2 protein-coding genes are annotated in these 3,428 nt (G+C 73.1%); both read left to right on the forward strand.

The window, feature by feature from the left end:
* The coding region (locus ACN675_RS28435) for a PD-(D/E)XK nuclease family protein (protein WP_420753999.1) at positions 1-2,078 on the forward strand (2,078 nt) is incomplete at its 5' end.
* Positions 2,075-3,428 (forward strand): ATP-dependent helicase (locus tag ACN675_RS28440; RefSeq protein WP_420754000.1); only part of this gene is annotated, 1,354 nt, incomplete at its 3' end. The genes ACN675_RS28435 and ACN675_RS28440, both read left to right, overlap by 4 nt.

Genomic DNA, 3,428 nt, shown 5'->3' on the forward strand with positions numbered 1-3,428 from the left:
TGCGCTCGGTGCCGCGCGTCCTCGCGCCGCTGCGCCGAGCCCTGCTCGCCGCGGGTGTCCCCATGACGACCGCGGCCTCCGAACTACCGCTGGCCCGTCAGCACAGCGTCGCCGGCCTGCTGCTGGTGCTGCGTGCGCTCTCGGGGCGGCGGTTCGGCGGCGAGGAAGCCCTGGCGTTGCTGTCCGGTCCCGTCGGCGGTGCCGAACCGGTGACCCTGCGGCGACTGCGCCGGGGCCTGCGGCGTGTCGAGGTCGCCGCCGGGGGAGACCGCGACTCCGCGGAACTGCTGCGCGCGCTGCTCGTCGACGGAGAGGACGCCGAAACCACCGCGCACCTGATGCGCGGGCTCACCGAGATCGAAGCGGCACCGTTGAAGGGCGCGCTCGCGGTGCTCGGCAAAGCGCGCGCCGCGATGAACCGCGGTGGCGGTGTCGAGGACGTGCTCTGGGAGGCGTGGCAGGCCACCGGCCTCGAACGTCGTTGGGCGGCGGCGTCCGCGCGCGGGGGACCGGCCGGGGCGCAGGCCGACCGGGATCTCGACGGGATCGTCGCGCTGTTCGACGCCGCCGCCGACTACGTCGACCGGCTGCCGCGCGCCCACATCGCCGGTTTCGTCGACTACCTCAGCGAACAGGAGATCCCGGGCACGGTCCGCAACCGCGCCACCGCCGAATCCGAAGCGGTCACGGTGGTCAGCGCGCATTCGGCGGTCGGCCGCGATTGGGACGTCGTCGCGGTCGCCGGAGTCCAGGAAGGCCTGTGGCCGAGCCTGCGTGCGCGCGGCACCCTGCTCGGCATCGAGGCGCTCCTCGACGCGGTCTCCGGCGTCGACGGGGGAGCCGACGGCACCACCCGGTTGTCGCGGACCGCGCCACTGCTCGCCGACGAGCGCCGGTTGTTCCTCGTCGCGTGCAGCCGCGCCCGCCGCGAGCTGCTCGTCACCGCCGTCGACGCGACCTCCGCGGACACGGACCTGGTGCGGTCGCGGTTCGTCGACGAACTGCTCGGCCGGGACGCTGACGGCACGGACACCGACGACGAAGCGCTCGAACCGGACGGTCTGCCCGACGAGGCGCGGATCCGGGTGCTCGCGTTGCCGGCGCTCGTCGCCGAACTGCGTAGCGTGGTGTGCGATCCGGTGGTCGCCGCGCACGACCCGGAACGACAGCGGCGGGCCGCGGCGCAACTGGCCCGGCTCGCCCGGGCGGGTGTGCGCGGCGCGCATCCGGACCGCTGGTACGGCACCGCCGACCCCAGTACCGACCGGCCGCTGTGGGATCCCGAAACCGAGGCGGTTCCGCTGTCCCCGTCCACGATCGAGCAGCTCACGACGTGTCCGCTGCGGTGGATGTTCGAACGGCACGGCGGCACCGACGGCGAGAACAGCCACGCGGTCGCGGGAACGCTCGTGCACACCCTGGTGCAGGCGCTCGCCGGACGGATCCCACCCGACCAGGTGGACCGCGCCCTCGAACGTGCCTGGGACTCGGTCGATCTCGGTTCCCAGTGGTTTGCACGCCGCGAGCTGGAGCGGACCCGCACGATGCTCGAGACGTTCACGACGTGGCTGCGCGGCACCCGCGACGAGCTGACCGAGGTGGGTGTCGAGGTCGGGGTCGACGGCATCCTCGAACCGCCGTCCGAGGACCTTCCGCGGGTCCGGCTCCGCGGCCGCATCGACCGGCTCGAACGCGACCCGGACGGACGGCCCGTCGTCGTCGACGTCAAGACCGCCAAGAACCCGGTCACCAAGGACGCCGCCCGCGACCACGCGCAGCTCGCCGCCTACCAGGTCGCGGCCGCGGCCGGGGCGATCGACGGGCAGCCGGCGACCGAACCCGGCGGCGCCCGGCTGGTGTTCGTGGCCAAACCGCACAACAAGGAGGGCGCCACCCAGCGGGTGCAGCCGCCGCTGGACGCGGAGGCACTCGAGCGCTGGCGCACGGTGATCCACGAGGCCGCGGCGGCCACCCGCGGCCCCCAGTTCCTCGCGCAGGTCAACGACGGATGCCGGCACTGCCCGGTCATGTCGAGCTGCCCCGCGCACGACGAAGGCAGGCAGGTGACCGGCGGATGAGCACGCCTCGGGATCTGCGGAAGCGCACCGTCAGGGCGGTCGAACTGGCCGCCGCGGTGGGGCAGAAGTTCCCGCCGACCGACGAGCAGGTCGCGGTCATCGAAGCGCACCGCGGGCCGACCCTCGTCGTCGCTGGGGCCGGTGCCGGCAAGACCGAAACGATGGCTGCGCGCGTGGTGTGGCTGGTCGCCAACGGATTCGTCGCCCCGGAACAGGTGCTGGGCCTGACGTTCACCCGCAAGGCGGCTCAGCAGCTGACCACCCGCATCCGCACGCGCCTCGCGAAACTCGCCGGCTCGCGGCTGGTCCGCGACCTGGACCCCAGCGGTGAGCTGCGCAGCCGGATTCTCGGTAGCGAACCGGAGGTGAGCACCTACCACGCGTACGCGGGACGCCTGCTCGGCGAGCACGGGTTGCTGTTGCCGATCGAGCCGTCGGCGACGCTGCTGTCGGAAACCGAGCTGTGGCAGATCGCGTACCGGGTCGTCAGCGCGTGGGACGGTGAGCTCGACACCGACCGCAATCCTGCGGCGGTCACCGAGGCCGTTCTGGCGCTGTCCGGTCAGCTCGCCGAGCACCTCGTCGAACCCGACGACCTGCGTGAGGCCCACACCGAGCTCGACAAGCTGATCCACACGCTGCCCGCGGGACCGGGGCAGCGGGGTGGGCCCTCGAAGACGTTGCTCGGCTACCTCGAGACCCAGCACGACCGGATCTCGTTGCTGCCACTGGTGCAACGGCTCGCGGAGACGCTGCGGCGCGAGGGCGCCCTCGATTTCGGCAGCCAGATGTCGCTCGCGGCGAGGGTTGCGCAGGACCATCCCGAGGTCGGCCGCACCGAACGCGAACGATTCCGGGTGGTGCTGCTCGACGAGTACCAGGACACCGGGCACGCCCAGCGAATCCTGTTGTCGTCGTTGTTCGGTGGTGGCCAGGATCCGGACCTCGCCGTGACCGCGGTCGGCGATCCCATGCAGTCCATCTACGGTTGGCGCGGTGCCTCCGCCGCGAACCTGCCGCGGTTCACCGCCGACTTCCCGGTGCAGGGGCGGCCGGCGCCGGTCCTCGAACTGCTCACCAGCTGGCGTAACCCGGCGGAGGCGCTGGCCCTGGCCAATCACGTGACCGAACCGCTGCGGTACGGCGGGGTCGAGGTGAGCACGCTGCGCCCGCGGCCGGGCGCCGACCCCGGCGACGTGCGGCTGGCGCTGCATCCCGACATCGAGACCGAACGGACCTGGATCGCCGACCGGATCGCCGCCGAATACGCCGCGGACGGTCGCGACAAGCCGCCGACCGCTGCCGTGCTGGTCCGTCGCAACGCCGACGCCGCGCCCATCGCGGAGGCGC

The organism is Rhodococcus sp. O3 (genome assembly GCF_048897285.1).
In the GTDB taxonomy this organism is placed as follows: Bacteria; Actinomycetota; Actinomycetes; order Mycobacteriales; family Mycobacteriaceae; genus Rhodococcus.